This window comes from Bacillus swezeyi (genome assembly GCF_001969815.1).
Taxonomy (GTDB): Bacteria; Bacillota; Bacilli; order Bacillales; family Bacillaceae; genus Bacillus; species Bacillus swezeyi.
The window spans coordinates 177,102-195,652 of sequence record NZ_MRBK01000014.1 but is presented as its reverse complement, the minus strand read 5'-3'; the positions used below and the strand labels follow the sequence as shown (position 1 = coordinate 195,652).

Annotated in this window: 19 protein-coding genes; 16 read left to right on the top strand and 3 right to left on the bottom strand. The window is 45.2% G+C overall.

All coding sequences use genetic code 11. The features are described 5' to 3' along the window. Window positions 1–4: 4 nt before the first annotated feature. Genes BTA30_RS14125 through BTA30_RS14110 form a run of 4 tightly spaced genes read left to right on the top strand, consistent with a single transcriptional unit; the run spans window position 5 to window position 2,249 of the window. Window positions 5–574, top strand: a complete 570-nt coding sequence (locus BTA30_RS14125; RefSeq protein WP_076761936.1) for a nicotinate-nucleotide adenylyltransferase — start codon at window positions 5–7, stop codon at window positions 572–574. Beyond that, window positions 564–1,127: a bis(5'-nucleosyl)-tetraphosphatase (symmetrical) YqeK gene (gene yqeK, locus BTA30_RS14120; RefSeq protein ID WP_076761935.1), complete on the top strand. Its 564-nt coding sequence runs from the start codon at window positions 564–566 to the stop codon at window positions 1,125–1,127. Before BTA30_RS14125 ends, yqeK begins: the two co-directional genes overlap by 11 nt. 13 nt (window positions 1,128–1,140) lie before the next feature. After that, window positions 1,141–1,494: a ribosome silencing factor gene (gene rsfS, locus BTA30_RS14115; RefSeq protein WP_076761934.1), complete on the top strand. Its 354-nt coding sequence runs from the start codon at window positions 1,141–1,143 to the stop codon at window positions 1,492–1,494. Beyond that, a complete protein-coding gene (locus BTA30_RS14110; RefSeq protein ID WP_076761933.1) occupies window positions 1,494–2,249 on the top strand; it encodes a class I SAM-dependent DNA methyltransferase in 756 nt (251 codons plus the stop codon). The genes rsfS and BTA30_RS14110 overlap by 1 nt, the downstream gene beginning before the upstream one ends. Window positions 2,250–2,316: 67 nt before the next feature. On the opposite strand, the gene comER is transcribed toward BTA30_RS14110, so the two are convergent. Beyond that, a complete protein-coding gene (gene comER, locus BTA30_RS14105) occupies window positions 2,317–3,138 on the bottom strand; it encodes a late competence protein ComER (protein WP_076761932.1) in 822 nt (273 codons plus the stop codon). An 82-nt stretch (window positions 3,139–3,220) separates the two neighbouring features. Between comER and BTA30_RS14100 the strand changes: the two genes are divergently transcribed. The 3 genes from BTA30_RS14100 (at window position 3,221) to BTA30_RS14090 (ending at window position 6,825) form a co-directional block, all read left to right on the top strand. Then, entirely contained in the window at window positions 3,221–3,856 is a 636-nt protein-coding gene (locus tag BTA30_RS14100) for a helix-hairpin-helix domain-containing protein (protein ID WP_076761931.1), read from the top strand. A gap of 68 nt (window positions 3,857–3,924) precedes the next feature. After that, window positions 3,925–4,494 carry a ComE operon protein 2 gene (locus BTA30_RS14095; RefSeq protein ID WP_076761930.1) on the top strand — a complete coding sequence of 190 codons (570 nt, stop codon included), beginning with the start codon at window positions 3,925–3,927 and terminating at the stop codon, window positions 4,492–4,494. A 6-nt stretch (window positions 4,495–4,500) separates the two neighbouring features. After that, window positions 4,501–6,825: a DNA internalization-related competence protein ComEC/Rec2 gene (locus BTA30_RS14090; protein ID WP_076761929.1), complete on the top strand. Its 2,325-nt coding sequence runs from the start codon at window positions 4,501–4,503 to the stop codon at window positions 6,823–6,825. A 97-nt stretch (window positions 6,826–6,922) separates the two neighbouring features. Here the strand turns inward: BTA30_RS14090 and BTA30_RS14085 are convergent, their stop codons facing one another. After that, entirely contained in the window at window positions 6,923–7,054 is a 132-nt protein-coding gene (locus BTA30_RS14085) for a YqzM family protein (protein ID WP_076761928.1), read from the bottom strand. 232 nt (window positions 7,055–7,286) lie between these two features. On the opposite strand from BTA30_RS14085, the gene holA reads away from it, so the two are divergent. Next, a complete protein-coding gene (gene holA, locus BTA30_RS14080; RefSeq protein ID WP_076761967.1) occupies window positions 7,287–8,327 on the top strand; it encodes a DNA polymerase III subunit delta in 1,041 nt (346 codons plus the stop codon). A 56-nt stretch (window positions 8,328–8,383) separates the two neighbouring features. Here the strand turns inward: holA and rpsT are convergent, their stop codons facing one another. Then, complete coding sequence (gene rpsT, locus BTA30_RS14075) at window positions 8,384–8,650, bottom strand: 30S ribosomal protein S20 (RefSeq protein ID WP_076761927.1); 267 nt, start codon at window positions 8,648–8,650, stop codon at window positions 8,384–8,386. A gap of 205 nt (window positions 8,651–8,855) precedes the next feature. Between rpsT and gpr the strand changes: the two genes are divergently transcribed. The 8 genes from gpr (at window position 8,856) to dnaK (ending at window position 18,451) form a co-directional block, all read left to right on the top strand. After that, window positions 8,856–9,962 (top strand): GPR endopeptidase, encoded by a 1,107-nt coding sequence (gpr, locus tag BTA30_RS14070; RefSeq protein ID WP_076761926.1) that lies wholly within the window; start codon window positions 8,856–8,858, stop codon window positions 9,960–9,962. 116 nt (window positions 9,963–10,078) lie between these two features. Beyond that, entirely contained in the window at window positions 10,079–11,284 is a 1,206-nt protein-coding gene (gene spoIIP, locus BTA30_RS14065) for a stage II sporulation protein P (protein ID WP_076761925.1), read from the top strand. Window positions 11,285–11,299: 15 nt separating this feature from the next. After that, window positions 11,300–11,623, top strand: coding sequence for a YqxA family protein (locus tag BTA30_RS14060; RefSeq protein ID WP_076761924.1), 324 nt, complete (start codon window positions 11,300–11,302; stop codon window positions 11,621–11,623). Between the two features lie 153 nt (window positions 11,624–11,776). Next, window positions 11,777–13,615: a translation elongation factor 4 gene (gene lepA / locus BTA30_RS14055; protein WP_076761923.1), complete on the top strand. Its 1,839-nt coding sequence runs from the start codon at window positions 11,777–11,779 to the stop codon at window positions 13,613–13,615. Window positions 13,616–13,674: 59 nt separating this feature from the next. After that, window positions 13,675–14,814 (top strand): radical SAM family heme chaperone HemW, encoded by a 1,140-nt coding sequence (gene hemW / locus BTA30_RS14050; protein WP_076761922.1) that lies wholly within the window; start codon window positions 13,675–13,677, stop codon window positions 14,812–14,814. A gap of 80 nt (window positions 14,815–14,894) precedes the next feature. After that, window positions 14,895–15,926: a heat-inducible transcriptional repressor HrcA gene (hrcA, locus tag BTA30_RS14045; RefSeq protein WP_076761921.1), complete on the top strand. Its 1,032-nt coding sequence runs from the start codon at window positions 14,895–14,897 to the stop codon at window positions 15,924–15,926. A 79-nt stretch (window positions 15,927–16,005) separates the two neighbouring features. After that, complete coding sequence (gene grpE / locus BTA30_RS14040; RefSeq protein WP_076761920.1) at window positions 16,006–16,587, top strand: nucleotide exchange factor GrpE; 582 nt, start codon at window positions 16,006–16,008, stop codon at window positions 16,585–16,587. Between the two features lie 28 nt (window positions 16,588–16,615). Then, window positions 16,616–18,451 carry a molecular chaperone DnaK gene (gene dnaK / locus BTA30_RS14035; RefSeq protein ID WP_076761919.1) on the top strand — a complete coding sequence of 612 codons (1,836 nt, stop codon included), beginning with the start codon at window positions 16,616–16,618 and terminating at the stop codon, window positions 18,449–18,451. Window positions 18,452–18,551: the final 100 nt, after the last annotated feature.

The window sequence follows — 18,551 nt, the reverse complement described above, 5'->3', positions numbered from 1 at the left end:
TGACATGAGGAAAATCGGGGTTTTTGGGGGGACGTTCGATCCTCCGCACAACGGGCACTTGCTGATGGCAAATGAAGTGCTTTACAAAATGGGGCTTGATGAAATATGGTTTATGCCCAATCAAATTCCGCCGCATAAACAGGAGAATTCCTTTTCATCAAGCCGGCACCGGGTTGAAATGCTGAAGCTCGCCATTTCAGGAAAAAAGCATTTTAAGCTGGAGACGATCGAGCTTGAAAGGGAAGGCCCTTCCTATACATTTGATACGGTTTGTCTGTTAAAGGAACGGTACCCGGATGACAAATTTTATTTTATTATCGGTGCGGACATGATCGAGTATTTGCCAAAGTGGTCTAAGATTGACGAATTGACCAAATTGATCCAATTTGTCGGGGTCAAGCGTCCGGGCTTTCAAATTGAGACACCTTACCCGCTTGTTTTTGTAGATGTGCCGGCATTTGAAGTATCTTCATCTTTACTCAGGGACCGCATTAAAAATCGTCAGCCGACAGATTATTTAATTTCTGACGAAGTAAAGGCCTATGTAAAGGAGAATCATTTATATGAAATGTGAGGAAGCACTTGCCTGTGTAAAAGAACAGCTGACAGAGCAGCGCTATACGCATACAATCGGAGTCATGGAGACGGCTGTAAAACTTGCCGAACGATTTGGCGCAGACGTGAAAAAAGCGGAAATCGCGGCGATTTTTCACGACTATGCTAAATTTCGTCCGAAAGAAGAAATGAAACAGATTATTTTGAATGACGGCAGGCCGCTTGATGTGCTTGATTTTCATCATGAACTATGGCACGCGCCAGCCGGTGCGGTGCTCGTCAAAACGGAAGTTGGAATTACAGACGAAGACATTTTGTCAGCGATCAGATATCATACATCTGGAAGACCGAACATGACCCTGCTCGAAAAAGTGATTTATGTTGCTGATTATATTGAGCCGGGCCGACGCTTTCCAGGGGTTGAAGAGGTTCGCGCATTGGCAGAAGAAGATTTGGATCTTGCGCTCATCCAGGCATTGAAAAATACGATCACCTTTTTATTATCTAAAAACCAAGCCGTTTTTCCGGAAACGGTTGCGACATATAATGCTTTTGTAAAAGAAAGATACTAGGAGGAATTTGTGAATGGATCAAGCTTCAATATTAAAAATAGCTGCCGAAGCCTGTGACGATAAACGTGCAGAAGATATTATCGCCATGAATATGCAAGGGATTTCTCTTGTGGCTGATTATTTTCTGATTTGCCACGGCAACTCCGATAAACAGGTTCAAGCTATTGCCCGGGAAATTAAGGATCAGGCTGAAGAAAATGGGATTTCAGTGAAGAAAATGGAGGGCTTTGATGAAGCCAGATGGGTCTTGATTGATTTAGGCGATGTCGTCGTCCATGTTTTCCATAAAGAGGAAAGAGGCTATTACAACCTTGAAAAGCTATGGGGAGACGCCCCGCCTGAAGACCTTTCATTTGGAGTCAATTAATGATATATCAAGGGTTTTCCGGCGTTTATGACAGCCTGATGGCTCATGCTCCTTATGATCAGTGGGTCGAATGGATTGAAAAATCGATCAGTGCACAGCAAAAAGAGAATGTGCGAATTCTTGATCTGGCATGCGGAACCGGTGAAATATCGGTGCGCCTTGCTGAAAAAGGGTATGATGTCACAGGCGTTGATATAAGCGAAGACATGTTGGCCCAGGCTCAGCAAAAAGCGGCTGACCGCAAGCTGCAGATTCATTTTTTTCAGCAGGATATGCGCGCCTTAACCGGACATGGCCAGGAATTTGACGCAGTTGTGATTTGCTGTGACTCATTAAATTATGTCATTGATGAAAAAGGTGTTTTGGATACTTTTCAAAACGTTTTTTCGTTATTAAAAGATAACGGTCTTCTTTTATTTGATGTTCATTCTGTATATAAGATGGATCACGTATTTCCGGGAAGTACGTATGCTGACCAGGATGAAGAAATCAGCGTGATCTGGCAAAGCTATGCAGGTGAGGCGGTGCATTCGGTTGTTCATGACCTGACATTCTTCGTGGAAAATGGAGGCGTGTATGAACGCTTTGATGAATCCCATGAACAGCGGACATTTGAAGCTGAAGAATACAGCCGTTTATTAGAGACAGCGGGCTTTAAAGTAGGGGAAATAACCGCGGATTTTTCGGACCTGAAACCCGGGGCAGAAACGGAACGGCACTTTTATATAGCAAAAAAAGCGAAAACCATCGTTTAATATGACGATGGTTTTAAAAATGCCATTTTCCTTTGTTGAGAAAGCACCGCGGATATGGAACAATGAATCACACAGGAAATTGCTTCTTGACTGCGGCAATATCCTCTTCATACTTCAAATGCGTGTTCCTGAACATTTGCCGGAACATATCCTGGGCACCGTTTTCCAGTGCTTTTAAACCCTCTCCGGTCACTCCGCCTTTTACACAAACCTTTTCTTGAAGCGCCGGCAATGTGTAAACTTCTGTTTCAAGGAGCCGTCCGAGACCGACCAGCATCTCCTTTGACATCAAAATGGCGTCCTCTTTTGTCACAGATGTTTCTTTCACAGCTGCATGAATCAATTCTTGAATTAAGTAGCTGATAAAGGCGGGGCCGCAACTGACGATATCTGAGGCGACTCGTGTAATTCCGCTTTCGATTTCCAGTGGAATCGATATTTTTTTCATTGTATCTGTGATCTTTTCTTTTGCCTCGGCATTGCAGCTCTCACCGAAAGTTAAAAGCGAAACGCCTGACAAAGCCCTGTTTGTAATGCTCGGAATCACTCTTGCCGCCTGACAGGAAACGACGCTTTCAAGCTGTTCGACCTGTACCGGGCTGGTTATGGTGATCAGAATCTGATCTTTGGAGAAAGCGGGTGCCAGTCGTTTTAACAAAGGATAGATGTCCAGCGGCTTAACACAAATAAATACGGCCTCACTTTCCGAAATGACTTCTTCCGGCCGCTCTGCAACCTGAATGTCTGGAAATCGCTTTTTTATGTTTAACGCTTTGTCGATCGTTCGATTTGTAATTGTTAAAGATGAGGGAATGACTGCTTTAGATTCAACTAACGCCTCAATTAGTATAGTCCCCATATTTCCTGTGCCGATAAAGCCGATATTCAATCGTTCTCCCCTCCTTTAAACCTGTATCTTTTAAACGATATGAAAGTGCCAGTCAAAATATGTATGAAAGCAGGTGAGCAGTTTGCCGAATTGGCTTAAGCAATACAAATGGTTTGCAGCAGGGGGATTTGTGCTTGTCATAATCATCAGTGCGATCATCGTCATGCAAAACGTCAAGCATGAACCCTCCGCAAGCCCGAGTGTGCCTGATGAAGCTGCGGCTCATTCGTCTGACCGGCCGCAAACTGTAAAAAAGGATGAGAAAGCCAAAGAAGCAGAAGCGATAGTGATAGATCTGAAGGGGGCTGTGAAACAGCCGGGCGTTTATGAGATGAGGGCCGGCGACCGAGTGCATCATCTACTAAAAAAAGCTGGCGGCACAGTGAAAAAAGCAGCTGAGGAACAAGTCAATCTGGCTGCCGTTTTACAGGATGGCATGGTTCTTTATATTCCGTATGAAGGAGAAGAAGCAGCTCCCATACCTTCTGAATCGGTAGCATCTGCCGCAGATGGCGGAGCGGGTGAAATGATCAATATTAATACCGCTTCATCTGAAGAGCTTCAGGAGATTCCGGGTGTCGGGCCTTCAAAGGCGGAATCGATCATCACATACCGGGAGGAAAATGGCCCCTTTCAGACAATAGAAGACATTACAAATGTTTCGGGAATTGGAGAAAAGTCATTTGAAAAAATAAAATCCTCAATCTCGGTAAAGTAAATTGACGTTCTTGGATAAACATATGTACACTTAGGGAAGCTTACATCGTATTTTTGGAGGGAAAACAAGTGGAACGCATTTCATGGGATCAATATTTTATGGCGCAAAGCCATTTGCTGGCGCTTCGCAGCACATGTACAAGACTTGCTGTAGGAGCAACGATTGTCAGGGATAAGCGCATTATAGCGGGAGGGTATAACGGATCGATCGCAGGAGGCGTCCATTGTGCGGATGAAGGCTGCTATATAGTGGACGGGCATTGCATTAGGACGATTCATGCGGAGATGAACGCGATCCTGCAATGCGCGAAATTCGGCGTACCGACTGAAGGCGCAGAAATATATGTCACTCATTTTCCGTGCATCCAATGCTGCAAATCAATTATTCAAGCAGGCATTAAAACCATATATTATGCGAAGGATTATAAAAACCACCCTTATGCGGTGGAGCTGTTCGATCAGGCTTCCGTTAAAGTGGAGCAGGTAGAGCTGGACGAAATGATCATTGATTTGAAAAATCAAGAAAAACTATCATTTGTAGCCGATCTTATCAGACAGCTGTCTGAAAAAGGGCTTGAGGAAGAGGAAATCAGAAAAATACATGAGCAGGCAAATAGACTGTTCACAAGCTATGTTTAATTTGAAATGGCTAGATACCGCCTCTTCCCCTGCGGGGCAATTTCAGCGGCAGCTGGAATTGCTTTCGCTCAATCTTCATCTTTTATCTCCTTATCCGTCTTTTTATGTCTGCTTTTGATCTTCTGTTTGATCAAGAAACAATTTCTCCTCTTCATGATCTGTACAATGCTTTGCGGTTTTTACTTCATTTACTTTTTGATCGTTGACAACTTGAATGCCACAATTTATCAGGAGGGTGCATTTCAAACGAATGCGGCTGTTCAGGATATTCCGAGAATGGATGGAGACCGCCTTACCTTCATAGCTGAAACATCTGAGGGAGAGTCGCTGAAGGCGGGCTATATCATCCAGTCTCCGGAAGAAAAAAGAATGCTTAAAGCGCTTGAACCAGGCAGCATGTGTTTCTTGAAAGGCGAATTAAAAACACCGAAAAGAGCAACGGTGCCGGGGACGTTTGATGATAAAGAGTATTTACGCGCAAAAGGAATTCACTGGAACTTTACGGTTCAATCGGTCGAAAGCTGCAAGCCCGGAGGCGGTCTTTCTTCATTTTTATTAAAAATCCGAAAATCCGGACTTGCTTTCATTGAAGACAGCATGCCTGAAACATCTGCCGGTATTGTACGGGCGCTTGCTTTCGGCGATCGTTTTCTCATTGAACAGGAAGTGCTGGACGGCTATCAAAGTCTTGGAATCATCCATCTTTTAGCGATTTCGGGACTGCATGTAGGCATTCTTTCCGCCGCCGTTTTTTATATACTGCTGCGTCTCGGCATCACGAGGGAAGGGGCAAAATGGGTTCTCATCATAGGACTTCCCGCCGCCGCCGTTTTAAGCGGCGGAGCTCCATCAGTGTTGAGGGCGGCGTTCATGACGGAAATATACCTGATCTCTTCTTTGTTTACAAAGCGCTTGAAGAGTGCCGAAGTTCTCGGCATTGCCTGCCTTGGTTTGCTGCTTTACAAGCCCTATATGCTTTTTCAGGCCGGGTTTCAGCTTTCCTTCGCCGTTTCCTTCGTCTTCATTCTTTCAAAAGAGATATTGGCCAAGCAGAGAAATCGAATTGGTCAATTGCTGCTGGCTTCTTTTTTGGCTCAGCTCGGTTCCCTTCCGATTCTCCTCTTTCATTTTCAAGAGTTTTCATTTCTCAGCGTTCTCATGAATTTATTTTTTGTGCCGTTTTATGTGTGCATCGTTATGCCGCTGTCATTTGCCAGTTTGCTGGCTCTGTTATTAGTGCGCCCTGTGGGTGGAGCTGCGGCCGGCATGCTTGATGTGCTGCTTGGATGGAGTCATATGGCGGTAAAAACTGTTTCTTCCGCAGATATGTTTACGTTCACTGCCGTCAAACCGGATGGTATTCAACTGCTTTTTTATCTCGTGTCTATCTGCATGCTTCTGATATCTATGGAAAAAGCGCTCTCTTTCAGAAGACTCGTCATTCCGTCCTGTCTGCTCGCCGCTGTTTTGCTGTTTCATGCGGCCAAGCCGCATTTAACTCAGGGTGGGGAGGTTACAATGCTTGATATCGGACAGGGAGACAGCATGTATGTCAGTGCTCCCGGACAAAACGGCACTGTCTTAATCGATACGGGGGGAATCGTTTCGTTCAAGAAGGAGCCATGGAGAGAAAGAAGAAAAGCTTTTTCCTTGGGAGACAGTGTGCTGCTGCCGTTTCTCAATTCAAAAGGGATTAAAAAGCTTGATGCTTTAATTCTGACGCACGCCGATCAAGATCATGTCGGAGAAGCCGAGTTTTTGATGAAGAAACATAAAGTAAAGCAATTGATTGTACCGAAAGGCTATGCGGCGGAATCGTCAGATCAGGAACTTCTCCGCCTTGCATTAAAAAGAGGTGTTGATGTTAAAGTGGCTAAAAGAGGCGACCGGCTGAACATAGGCGAGCTGGAGTTTTACGTTCTTTCCCCGGAAACGGCAGACGGCAGCAAAAATAACAGTTCTCTCGTTTTGTGGATGAAAATGGGCGGTTTATCCTGGCTTTTGACAGGCGATTTGGAAAAGGAAGGCGAGCGGGAGATCGTAGAAGTCTTTCCCCGTCTAAAAGCTGATGTTCTAAAAGTCGGTCATCACGGCAGCAAGGGTTCGACAGGAGAGGAACTGATCGAGCAAATCGAGCCGGAAACAGCTCTTATTTCAGCAGGGGAAAATAACCGCTACCGCCATCCGAACAAGGAAGTGCTGGACATTTTAAACCGGCATCACGTCAAGGTCTTCAGAACAGACCGCGACGGAGCGATTCAATACCTATTTAGAAGGGGGAACGGAACGTTTTGGCTCCATCCTCCATATGATAAAGTACATTCCCCATAATAAAAAAGACTGCCGTTCAAGCAGTCGTTGGCTGATGGAAAGTGAAAAGATTCCTTCTTAAGCAAGTCGTCGATCGGAGTAAAATCCTTTTGTCGCATTATGCGGCCAGATGGATAACAGTAGCGATGATAAACATTGTAGCGAAAAATCCAAAAGTCACGACAAAACCGACACCCGAATCTACAAGATCGTTCCGTTTGCTTTGTACGTCTTTTTCAAATTCATTCACAATTTACCCCTCCTATTGATATCCAGTATAATTCAATTCTTTGCAAAAATCTAGAAGCTTCCTGCAACCGTTTTCTAAAATTTATGAACATCGTCTTTTATAAACTGACCCGGGGGTTTATAGAAGGCGTTTATTATAAATGAGAGAGCGGATGACTCCGCTTCTCTCTTTACTAATTGGGACACACGATTTACGATAGAAGGGAAGGATGAAAGAGAGGAAAGTACAGATGATAGTATTTGATGTTTGGAAAAGCTTAAAAAAAGGCGATATTCATCCTGTTTACTGTTTGTACGGAAAAGAGACATATCTCCTGCAGGAGACGGTCCAAAGGATCAGACAAGCAGTCGTTGATGAAGAAACGAAGGATTTTAATCTCTCCGTATTTGATTTGGAGGAAGAGGCACTGGATCTTGCCGTTGAAGATGCTGAAACCTTTCCGTTTATGGGGGAGAGGCGTCTTGTTGTTGCCAAAAATCCGTCTTTTTTAACGGCTGAAAAAAAGAAAGAAAAGCTTGAGCATAATCTTGGGGTTTTAGAGGCTTACATTTCACAGCCTGCTCCTTATTCCGTTTTTGTTCTGCTCGCCCCTTATGAAAAGCTTGATGAGCGAAAAAAGCTGACTAAGCTGCTGAAAAAACACGCACACATGGTTGAAGCGAAAGAACTAAACGGCAAAGAAACGGCTGACTTTGTCACAAGCCTTGCGAAGTCAGAGGGGAAACATATTGAAACTGAAGCGGCTCAGGAGCTTGTCATCCTGTGCAATGCCAGCCTGTCATCTATTGCCCAAGAGGTGAAAAAGCTCAGTACATATATCGGTGATCGGGATTCGATCATGCTGGATGACGTCAAAAAGCTTGTGGCCAGAGGGCTTGAGCAAAATATTTTTGAATTGATCAACAAGGTCGTAAACCGCAAGCGTACAGAAGCGCTGCAGATTTTCTACGACCTATTAAAGCAAAATGAAGAACCCATTAAAATGATGGCGCTGATTGCAAATCAGTTCAGGCTGCTGCTACAGACCAAATATTTTTCACAGCAGGGATACGGACAAAAGCAAATTGCTTCAAACCTTAAAGTCCATCCGTTCAGGATTAAGCTGGCGATCGACCAGGCGAAGCTCTTTTCGGAACAAGAACTCAAGAGCATCATTGAGCAGCTCGCCGTTATGGATTATGAAATGAAAACGGGCAAAAAAGACAAGCAGCTTTTGCTTGAACTGTTTCTGCTGCAGCTTTTGCAGCCCAATGAAAAAAACGGCTCTCTTTAAAGGAGGGCCGTTTTTTCGAATGCAAGCAAAAAAGCTTGGCCGGGCCAAGCTTTCTATTATGCAGAAAGTCCGTTCACTTTTTTAGCTAGATTTGATTTGTAACGAGCTGCAGTATTTTCGTGGACAAGACCTTTTTTCGCTGCTTTATCGATTTTCTTCGCTGCTGCAGATAGAGCAGCTTTCGCTTTGTCTGCTTCGTTGTTGCTTACAAGTGTTTCAACTTGTTTGATAGCAGTGCGCATTGCAGATTTGATCGTAGCGTTGTGCGCGCGGCGCTCGTTGTTTGTTTTAGTGCGTTTGATCGCTGATTTAATGTTTGGCAATGTGTTTCACCTCCTAAGACATAACCTCTGTTCCGTTTCTATAGGTTAGATCTCAACAATAGAACAAATTGTATTCTATCAAACACACCCTTAGATTGCAATATAAATGTAAAGTATTTTTATTTGAAAGCGGCGCTCTCGGGGAATGTTTGCAGACCAGCTGGGCAACACTAACAGCAGTTATGTTTTTGGAGGGAATGCAAATATGGAGAACAAAAAGCTTGATTTAAGTCAATATACCGTTCGGACAGATTTGGCCGTTGAAGCGAAGGACCTGGCGCATGAAAAGGAAGCCTCTCCCAAAAAAGAGCTCAAAGGGTTTACAATCAAAGAATATGAAGAAGAAGGAATAAAAGTTCAAACGATGGATATTGATGAAGAAGGCGCAAAGCTGTCAGGGAAAAAAGCAGGGCGCTATTTAACGTTTGAAACACAGGGCATCAGACAGCAGGATTCAGCACTTCAGGATAACGTGATCAATGTGTTTGCAAAGGAATTTTCCGCTTTTCTGGATTTTTTGAATATTTCAGAGGACGCCAGCTGTTTAATCGTCGGGCTTGGCAACTGGAATGTCACACCGGATTCACTCGGACCGCTTGTAACTGAAAGCCTTTTGGTTACGAGGCACCTGTTTAAGCTGCAGCCTGAAAATGTCCAGGACGGATACCGGCCGGTCAGCGCGCTTTCTCCGGGTGTGATGGGCCTGACGGGGATAGAGACGAGCGATATTATTCAAGGTGTGATCGACCGGTCAAAGCCTGATTTTGTGATTGCGATTGATGCCCTCGCATCAAGAGCGATAGAGCGGGTCAATTCCACCATTCAAATTTCCGACAGCGGAATTCATCCCGGATCAGGGGTGGGGAATAAAAGAAAAGAGTTGAGCAAGGAGACGCTCGGCATTCCGGTCATTGCTATCGGCGTACCGACGGTTGTCGATGCGGTGACGATTACAAGTGATACGATCGACTATATTTTGAAGCACTTTGGAAGAGAGATGAAAGATGAAAGCCCATCCCGCTCTCTCGTACCGGCCGGCATGAGCTTCGGAAAAAAGAAGGTTCTCACTGATGAAGATCTCCCTGATGAAGAGCAGCGCAAGTCGTTTCTCGGCATTGTCGGAGGTCTGGCAGAGGAGGAAAAAAGGCAGCTCATTCATGAAGTGCTTGCCCCGCTCGGCCATAATTTAATGGTGACGCCCAAAGAAGTCGATACATTTATCGATGATATGGCGAATGTGATTGCAAACGGACTGAACACTGCTCTTCACAGCAATGTGTCACAGGAAAACAAAGGGATGTATAATCACTAACACAAGGCGGCTTAACCAGCCGTCTTTTTAATGTGCCCATCGAATATTAGAACTTGTTCTACTTCCTCTATCTTGTACATAGTCTATTTACTAGACAAGCTCTGGAGGGATTTACGATGAGAAAAAGAGGCAGGAACCGTCAGTTTGTGCTGGCTGTAAATGGAAGGACCGCGGTGAAGACAGTCTTCTTGTTTATCGTCAGCCTGCTGCTCATTTTTATTTTATCAGGAGTGCTCACATCTCTCCGCCCTGAATTGCGGCCGTCTTCATCATTGTATCGGGTGGCGGATGAGCTGGCGGGGGAGACGTTCGGACACATTTTAGGGATGGAAAACCACTACTTTGCATCAGCACTGCCTGAACCCAATAAAAAGTTTGAGCTTTCTCCCTTGGTTTTGAAACTGGCGACAAGCATTAATTTAAAAGATCCGCGAAGTTTTCTCGGCCGCGAGCTCCCCGGTTTTTCACATTTTGATTCAGACATTCTCGTTGCCGGGCAGGGGACGGATTATACGAATATGCCTTCTGAATCTCAGCCGCCGGCTGAGGTTTTAAAAGAAGAAAGAGAAGCAAATCTTGCAGAGCTTGAAGGGAAAAGCAAAGAGAAAAAAGAGAATAAGAATCCTCCTGAACAGTCAACAGGTGATAAAAAAGTGGTGTTTATTTATAACACTCATAATACGGAATCCTATCTTCCCTTTTTAAAAGGTGAGACCGATCCCGATCTTGCTATACATTCGAAAGCCAATGTCACGCTTGTCAGCGATATGCTGGGTGAAGCGCTGTCGTCTCAAGGGGTGGGCGCCATGGTTGATAAAACAGATGTCCAGGCGAACCTGAAGAAAAAGGGCTGGGATTATTCGCGGTCCTATGACGAATCAAGACCTGTTGTCAAGGAAGCGATGGCTGAAAATAAAAACTTGCAATATTTTATAGACATTCACAGGGATGCAACGCGCAAAAAAGCGACGACAACGACGATAAACGGAAAAAGCTATGCGCGGCTCGCATTTGTAATCGGCAAAAAAAGCTCCAATTTTGAAGCCAATTTCAAGATGGCAAAAGAGCTCCATGAAGGGCTTGAAAAAAAATACCCCGGTTTAAGCCGAGGCGTTATATCAAAAGGCGCTTCTGGGGATAATGGGGTGTACAATCAGGATTTAAATGAACGATCCATCTTAATAGAGTTTGGCGGTGTGGACAATAACCGCGAGGAGCTTGAACGGGCGGCGGACGCTATGGCAGACGTTTTCAGCGGGATGTACTGGGAGGCTGAGAAGGTAGATGGTCATTCCGGCGAAGACGATAAGAAAAAACAATAGGAGCAGGTGATAAAAGTGGCTTCTTTTATAGGAAAATGCATATTGGCCTGCGCTGTCATGTTTTTCGGTGTTCTCGTCGGCATGCAGCAGGCCAATAATGGAATGCTTGAAATGAAAGGATATCAAGACCCTGATTTAAAAGGAGCGCTCAGCATTTCTGAAGGAGACGCAAAAGAGGCTTCCATTCTCGGTCATGAGATCGACTTGGAAGAAAAACAGAAAGAGCTTGAACAACTGGAAGCATTCAACCTTTTTTCTTCGGCGGGCCGCGCGCTGGCCGATTCCGTCACAAACTGCGCCAAGTCAGTTTATGATTGGATAAAGGAGAAAACCGAATAAAGAAAAAACGAGGCTGCTAGTTCCTCGTTTTTTCTTTTTTGGGCCGCCGCCATCCGCATCAGGCCGTCCACTTTCGCCACGTATTGAATCTTGCCACCCCTATTGATATAATCTAAGCTAGCGCATGTGCGTTTCATAGTAGGAGTGATTAGTGTGACAGACAAAGAAAAACGATTACAAAGACAGTCGAGAATTCGCAATTTCTCTATTATCGCCCATATCGACCACGGAAAATCAACGCTGGCCGATCGAATATTGGAAAAAACGGCGGCAATCACTCAAAGGGAAATGAAAGAACAGCTGCTCGACTCAATGGATTTAGAACGTGAAAGAGGAATCACCATTAAACTGAACTCCGTACAGCTTAAATATAAAGCAAAAGACGGAGAGGAATATATTTTTCATCTGATCGATACCCCGGGGCATGTCGATTTTACCTATGAGGTGTCAAGAAGCCTTGCCGCATGCGAAGGTGCGATTCTTGTCGTTGATGCAGCTCAAGGAATTGAGGCGCAGACGCTGGCAAACGTTTATCTCGCGCTTGACAATGATCTTGAAATTCTGCCTGTCATTAATAAAATCGACCTTCCGAGCGCGGAGCCTGAGCGCGTCCGCCAGGAAGTGGAGGACGTCATTGGTCTTGATGCTTCCGAAGCCGTCCTTGCATCTGCTAAAGCAGGTATCGGTATTGAAGATATATTAGAACAGATCGTTGAAAAGGTTCCGGCTCCAAGCGGGGATCCTGAAGAGCCGCTGCAGGCTTTGATTTTTGATTCCCTGTATGATGCATACCGGGGCGTCGTGGCCTATATCAGGGTTGTTCAAGGAACCGTAAAGGCCGGCCAAAAAATTAAGATGATGGCGACCGGAAAGGAATTTGAAGTCACTGAAGTCGGTGTGTTTACACCTAAGGCTGTTCCAGTTGACGAATTGACGGTGGGGGATGTCGGATTCCTGACGGCGGCGATCAAAAACGTCGGAGACACCCGTGTCGGGGATACGATTACGAGTGCGGAAAACCCTGCGCCTGAAGCCCTGCCCGGCTATAGAAAACTGAACCCGATGGTATACTGCGGGCTGTATCCGATCGATACCGCGAAATACAATGACTTGCGGGAAGCGCTTGAAAAACTCGAGCTGAATGATTCCTCCCTTCAGTATGAGGCTGAAACCTCGCAAGCCCTCGGTTTTGGTTTCCGCTGCGGTTTCCTGGGAATGCTCCACATGGAAATCATTCAGGAGCGGATTGAGCGCGAATTTAAAATTGACCTGATCACAACCGCACCGAGCGTTATTTATGACGTGTATATGACAGACGGCGAAAAGGTCGTCGTCGACAACCCGTCAAATATGCCCGATCCGCAGAAGATTGAACAGGTTGAAGAGCCGTTCGTGAAAGCGACGATGATGGTGCCGAACGACTTTGTCGGGGCGGTCATGGAATTATGCCAGGGCAAGCGCGGCCAGTTTATCGATATGCAATATCTTGATGCAAACCGCGTCAGCATTGTGTATGAAATCCCGCTCGCTGAAATCGTTTATGAATTTTTCGATCAGCTCAAATCAAACACGAAGGGCTATGCATCATTTGATTATGAATTAATCGGATATAGACCGTCTAAGCTCGTGAAAATGGATATCATGCTGAACGGCGAAAAAATCGATGCCCTATCCTTTATCGTTCACCGCGACTATGCATATGAACGCGGGAAGGTTATTGTCGAAAAGCTGAAAGAACTGATTCCGCGCCAGCATTTTGAAGTGCCGGTTCAGGCTGCCGTCGGCCAGAAAATCATCGCACGGTCAACGATCAAGGCGATGCGCAAAAACGTTTTGGCGAAATGCTACGGCGGAGATATATCCAGAAAGCGCAAACTGCTTGAAAAGCAAAAGGAAGGAAAGCGAAGAATGAAACAGGTCGGCTCTGTCGAAGTTCCGCAGGAAGCCTTTATGGCTGTCCTGAAAATGGACGACAGCGGCCAGAAATCATAAACCCTTTTTCGCCGCAGCTTAACACCCTGCGGCTTCTTCCTGTAAAGAAGGTGAAAACAATGAAATCAGCATATATCCATATTCCGTTTTGTGAACATATTTGCCATTATTGCGACTTTAATAAGTTTTTTATTCAAAGCCAGCCCGTTGATGAGTATTTGCGCTCATTAGAGAAGGAAATGATCAATTCAATGGAAGCGGCCGGTCATCCGGAACTGAGAACGATCTTTATCGGCGGCGGGACACCGACATCTTTGTCAGCCGGACAGCTTGAACAATTGCTTGATTCCATCCGCAGGATTTTAAAACCGTCTGAAAGCCTTGTTGAATTTGCGGTGGAAGCCAATCCCGACGATTTATCCGCTGAAAAGCTGAACGTCTTAAAAGCAGCAGGAGTAGACAGACTGAGCTTTGGCGTTCAAACGTTTGAAGACGATCTGCTGAAAAAAATCGGCAGGGTCCACAAGCAAAAGGATGTGCTCGTTTCCTTTGACAGAGCAAGAACGGCAGGCTTTGGCAATATCAGCTTAGATCTTATGTTCGGTCTGCCGGGACAGACGATTGACCACCTTGGCGCTTCACTCGATACAGCTCTCGCGCTAGGGGCAGAGCATTATTCGGTCTATTCACTGATCGTCGAGCCGAAAACCGTTTTTTATAATTTGATGAAAAAAGGCCGGCTCCGCCTGCCGCCGCAGGATCAGGAAGCGGAAATGTATGAACTGGTCATGCAAAAGATGAATGAAGCGGGCATCAGCCAATATGAAATCAGCAACTACGCCAAAAAAGGGTATGAAAGCAAACACAACCTTACGTATTGGAGCAATGAAGAGTATTTTGGTTTTGGAGCGGGGGCACACGGTTATATCAATGGCGAAAGAACCGTAAATGCAGGTCCGGTCAAACATTACATCGATTTGATTGACAAGTGCGGCTTCCCTTATAAGGAAAGCCATCGAGTCACAAGAAATGAACAGATTGAAGAGGAGCTGTTTCTAGGTCTCCGAAAAACAGCTGGAGTAAGCAAAGACCGGTTTTTTGAAAAATACGGAAAACCCCTTGATGACCTCTTCCCCGAGGTGCTGCATTCGCTCGAACAAAAAGGGCTGATCATGAATACGGATAAAAACGTGTTTTTAACACATCATGGAAAATTATTGGGAAATGAAGTGTTTCAAGCGTTCTTAGGTGAGTTATAATTGACATTTTGATTTCGGTTTGGTAATTTTGATATACAATTAGCACTCATTGGTTGAGAGTGCTAACAGGGGTGATATGGATGTTAACAAATCGTCAGCTGCTAATCTTGCAGGTTATCGTCAACGATTTTATTCGTTCAGCTCAGCCGGTTGGATCAAGAACGCTTTCCAAAAAGGAAGATATCACATTCAGCTCAGCTACAATCAGAAATGAAATGGCTGACTTGGAAGAGCTCGGTTTTATCGAAAAAACCCATTCTTCTTCAGGTCGGATTCCTTCTGAAAAAGGCTACCGCTATTATGTGGATCATTTGCTTTCTCCAGGGAAGCTGACAAAAACGGATTTGAGATTGATCCATTCGATCTTCAAAGAAAAAATCTTTGAACTTGAAAAAGCCGTGCAGAAGTCAGCCAAAGTGTTATCTGACCTGACGAATTATACATCGATTGTCCTCGGTCCAAGACTGAGCGAAAACCATTTAAAACAGATCCAAATTGTACCGATCCAGCCCGACAAGGCCGTTGCCATTCTCGTGACGAACACCGGCCATGTCGAGAATAAAACGATTAATTTTCCGGCCGAGGTCGACCTTTCAGACCTCGAAAAGCTGGTGAATATATTAAACGAGCGCTTGGCAGGCGTACCGATATCCGAGCTAAAAGACAGGATTTTCAAAGAGGTTGTCATCTTTTTGCGGTCGCATATTCAAAACTATGACCAGATCCTGAATGCACTCGGCGCTACGTTTGACTCTTCAGCTCAAACCGACCGGCTGTTTTTCGGCGGCAAGATTAATATGCTGAATCAGCCCGAGTTTCACGATATTCACAGGGTGAAATCCCTTTTGTCGCTTATCGAGAAAGAACAGGAGATTCTGAGGCTTTTTCAATCGACAGATTCCGGAATCACCATTAAAATCGGTAAAGAAAATGACTATGAAGAAATGGAAAACTGCAGCTTGATTACCGCAACATATACGGTCGGATCAAAACAAATCGGCTCCATTGCGGTCATCGGACCGACGCGCATGGACTATTCACGTGTCGTCGGCTTGCTTCAGCATGTATCATGTGACTTGTCAAAAGCGCTGACAAGTTTGTATGATGGGTAAGGCAGTATTGAAAAACAGAAAGAGGGGATCATTCCCTTCTCTTCATGATGGAACGAACCTTTGAGGGAGGTGAACACAGATGGCAGAAGAGAAACAAAACCAAGAAGAGCTGAATGAGCAGGAAGAACTGAACGAGACAGAAGCGGAAACAGCCGAAGCAGAAGGTGTGGCAGTGGAAGCTGATGATCGGACAGAAGAAAATCAACTGCTTGACAAACAACTAAAAGAACTTCAAGAACGCCTTGAAGAAAAAGAAAATAAACTTTTACGTGTTCAGGCGGACTTCGAAAACTATAAAAGACGGGCCCGTCTTGATCTTGAGGCTGCGGAAAAATACCGTTCACAGCGCATCATCGGCGATTTGTTGCCGGCGCTGGACAATTTTGAACGCGCCCTCCAGGTCGATCCCGACAATGAGCAGACGAAAAGCCTGCTGCAAGGGATGGAAATGGTGCACCGCCAAATTTTGGAGGCTCTGAAAAATGAAGGAGTTGAACAAATTCCTTCAGTCGGCGAACAATTTGACCCGAATCTTCACCAAGCCGTAATGCAGGTTGAAGATGAAGCATACGAGTCAAATGCGGTCGTTGAAGAGCTGCAAAAAGGCTACAAACTTAAGGACCGGGTGATCCGTCCTTCTATGGTAAAAGTAAATCAATAACAGAACTACATAGCAGGAGGTAATATTCATGAGCAAAGTAATCGGAATCGATTTAGGAACAACGAACTCATGCGTTGCAGTGCTTGAAGGCGGAGAGCCGAAAGTCATTCCCAACGCAGAGGGAAGCCGCACAACTCCGTCAGTTGTAGCATTTAAAAACGGAGAGCGCCAGGTTGGTGAAGTGGCAAAACGCCAGTCCATCACAAACCCAAATACAATCATGTCAATCAAACGCCACATGGGCACTGACCATACAGAAGAAATCGAAGACAAAAAATACACGCCTCAAGAAGTGTCTGCCATCATTCTTCAGCATTTAAAATCCTATGCTGAAAGCTATCTTGGCGAAACGGTATCAAAAGCCGTAATTACCGTTCCTGCATACTTTAATGATGCAGAGCGTCAAGCGACAAAAGATGCCGGTAAAATCGCCGGACTTGAAGTTGAACGGATCATCAACGAGCCGACTGCAGCTGCGCTTGCTTACGGCTTAGACAAAACGGAGGAAGATCAGACGATCCTTGTATACGACCTTGGCGGCGGTACATTTGACGTTTCAATCCTTGAATTGGGAGACGGCGTATTTGAAGTCCGCTCTACAGCGGGTGACAACCGTCTTGGAGGAGACGACTTTGACCAAGTGATCATCGATCATCTCGTTTCCGAATTCAAAAAAGAAAACGGCATCGACCTTTCAAAAGATAAAATGGCGCTTCAGCGTTTGAAAGACGCGGCTGAGAAAGCGAAAAAAGATCTTTCCGGCGTATCTTCTACGCAAATTTCTCTGCCGTTTATCACAGCAGGAGACGCAGGTCCGCTTCACCTTGAACTGACGCTGACCCGTGCGAAATTTGAAGAGATTTCTTCACACTTAGTGGAGCGTACTATGGGGCCTGTCCGCCAGTCGCTACAAGATGCAGGACTTTCTGCAAGCGAAATCGACAAAGTCATCCTTGTCGGTGGTTCAACACGTATCCCTGCTGTACAGGAAGCAATCAAAAAAGAAACAGGAAAAGAAGCGCATAAAGGCGTAAACCCTGATGAAGTCGTAGCGCTTGGTGCAGCGATCCAAGGCGGCGTAATCACTGGAGACGTAAAAGACGTTGTCCTTCTTGACGTTACACCTTTATCACTAGGCATCGAAACAATGGGCGGCGTGTTCACAAAGCTGATTGAGCGCAACACAACAATCCCGACAAGCAAATCCCAGGTGTTCTCAACAGCAGCTGACAGCCAAACAGCAGTTGACATTCACGTGCTGCAAGGTGAGCGCCCGATGGCTGCCGACAACAAAACACTGGGACGTTTCCAGCTGACAGATATTCCGCCGGCACCACGCGGTGTTCCGCAAATCGAAGTATCATTTGATATCGACAAAAACGGTATCGTAAATGTAAGTGCGAAAGATTTGGGAACAGGAAAAGAGCAAAACATCACGATCAAATCTTCTTCAGGCCTTTCTGATGACGAGATCGATCGCATGGTGAAAGAAGCCGAAGAAAACGCAGAAGCCGATGAGAAGAAAAAAGAAGAAATCGAACTTCGCAATGAAGCTGATCAGCTTGTCTTCACAACTGAGAAAACACTCAAAGACCTTGAAGGCAAAGCGGACGAAGAGCAAGTGAAAAAAGCCAATGAAGCAAAAGACGCGCTTAAAGCAGCAATCGAAAAAAATGATCTTGATGACATCAAGGCGAAAAAAGATGAGCTGCAAAATATCGTTCAAGAGCTTTCAATGAAGCTTTACGAAGAAGCTGCCAAGCAAGCTCAAGCCCAGCAAGAAGGCGGAGAAGCCAAAAAAGCGGACGACAATGTCGTAGACGCTGAATATGAAGAAGTAAACGACGACCAGGATAAAAAATAAGAAAATAAAATTGCTGTGCAGCCCCGTGCCGCACAGCATATGACCTTACAGGCGATAAAAGTCAAAGTCAGGATCTCTTGACTTTGACTTTTTTCTTCCT

Excerpts from the sequence above, each read along its gene's own strand:
- BTA30_RS14125 (WP_076761936.1), top strand. The coding sequence starts at position 5 with ATGAGGAAAATCGGGGTTTTTGGGGGGACGTTCGATCCTCCGCACAAC.
- yqeK (WP_076761935.1), top strand. The coding sequence starts at position 564 with ATGAAATGTGAGGAAGCACTTGCCTGTGTAAAAGAACAGCTGACAGAG.
- rsfS (WP_076761934.1), top strand. The coding sequence starts at position 1,141 with ATGGATCAAGCTTCAATATTAAAAATAGCTGCCGAAGCCTGTGACGAT.
- BTA30_RS14110 (WP_076761933.1), top strand. The coding sequence starts at position 1,494 with ATGATATATCAAGGGTTTTCCGGCGTTTATGACAGCCTGATGGCTCAT.
- BTA30_RS14090 (WP_076761929.1), top strand. The coding sequence starts at position 4,501 with ATGGCTAGATACCGCCTCTTCCCCTGCGGGGCAATTTCAGCGGCAGCT.
- gpr (WP_076761926.1), top strand. The coding sequence starts at position 8,856 with ATGGAGAACAAAAAGCTTGATTTAAGTCAATATACCGTTCGGACAGAT.
- spoIIP (WP_076761925.1), top strand. The coding sequence starts at position 10,079 with ATGAGAAAAAGAGGCAGGAACCGTCAGTTTGTGCTGGCTGTAAATGGA.
- hemW (WP_076761922.1), top strand. The coding sequence starts at position 13,675 with ATGAAATCAGCATATATCCATATTCCGTTTTGTGAACATATTTGCCAT.
- hrcA (WP_076761921.1), top strand. The coding sequence starts at position 14,895 with ATGTTAACAAATCGTCAGCTGCTAATCTTGCAGGTTATCGTCAACGAT.
- grpE (WP_076761920.1), top strand. The coding sequence starts at position 16,006 with ATGGCAGAAGAGAAACAAAACCAAGAAGAGCTGAATGAGCAGGAAGAA.
- dnaK (WP_076761919.1), top strand. The coding sequence starts at position 16,616 with ATGAGCAAAGTAATCGGAATCGATTTAGGAACAACGAACTCATGCGTT.